Annotated in this window: 1 pseudogene; it reads right to left on the bottom strand. The window is 62.0% G+C overall.

Annotation, left to right across the window (positions count from 1 at the left end):
* Positions 1–122 precede the first annotated feature (122 nt).
* Positions 123–250: pseudogene (locus tag AF337_RS45005) on the bottom strand (3,4-dihydroxy-2-butanone-4-phosphate synthase); the annotation flags it as partial.

The following is a 250-nucleotide window of genomic DNA, read 5'->3' as shown; positions in this document are numbered from 1 at the left end:
GGCGGATGGTGGGGTTTCGATCAGCCGGACATAGGACCGGCAAGGGAAGGTGCCGTCAGTGTCATCACTGCGGCACGTTCTTTGTTGCGGCGGGGGCTATGCCGCCGCAACTAAGGCATCGATCAGGCGACTTCGCGTATGTCTCTTTCCGCCTGGCGGTCGAGGTAGGCGACCAGATCCTCGATGGTGACGAGGGGTAGGTTGTGGCGTTCGGCGAAGAGCGTGAGTTCGGGCAGACGGGACATGGTTC

Origin of the sequence: Rhizobium ecuadorense, assembly GCF_001187535.1 — a bacterium.
Classification (GTDB): domain Bacteria; phylum Pseudomonadota; class Alphaproteobacteria; order Rhizobiales; family Rhizobiaceae; genus Rhizobium; species Rhizobium ecuadorense.
Note: the sequence above shows the minus strand (reverse complement) of the source record. Positions and strands in the feature narration are given on the sequence as shown.